Here is a 686-nt window from a genome sequence, read left to right on the forward strand (position 1 = left end):
ATGCAAATGAAAAACTAAAATTATCTCCGGAGCAGTTAGCAATAATATATTTATATGACCCGAATGGTGTGAAAGATTATTTAGATTCTCATAAATGGGAAGTAGATGAAGTATTTAAGTTACTAACTGGAAAACCACCACAAATGTATTCACACGATAATTTGGACGGCATGATAACTAAAACAAAGAAGACAAGAAGTCAGTCAGGGAAAAGAGAATACATTTATTCGGAAGCTGATATGTTGTTAACAAACGATACTACTGAAATGATGGATTGGGCAGGTATAGGCACAATGCTGGTAGGAATATTTGCAGGTATGAAGTATGGAGATTTTGAAAGTAGTGCCGAAATGCCAGAAAGTGAGAAAATGCTTGAAGACGAAGAAATGTTTAAGAAGGGTAGTAATGCAGAAGAAGGAATGAGTGCATTACAAGAAAGGTTTAATAACTATTCATCAGAATATATAGGTTCAAATTTAATAAAAACGTACTTAAATAAAATTCCAGATTCTATCTTTGGTTTTGTAAAAAGTACAAAAGATTTAGGTAATTCAATTCAATTTAAATTAAGAAATGCGATAGGCGGAACTACTGAAGTAGAAATACCAAAAAGTGAATTTACAGATACTCAAGTAGAATGTGCATTAGGTAATTGTTTTACAGGAAGGACTTTGGTAAAAACAGAG

General features: G+C 32.2%; 1 protein-coding gene. It reads left to right on the forward strand.

What is annotated here, in order from left to right:
* The coding region (locus ACJDT4_RS23295; protein ID WP_406790017.1) for a hypothetical protein at nucleotides 1–686 on the forward strand (686 nt) is incomplete at both ends.

It is taken from the genome of Clostridium neuense (assembly GCF_045310695.1).
Lineage (GTDB): Bacteria > Bacillota > Clostridia > Clostridiales > Clostridiaceae > Clostridium_S > Clostridium_S neuense.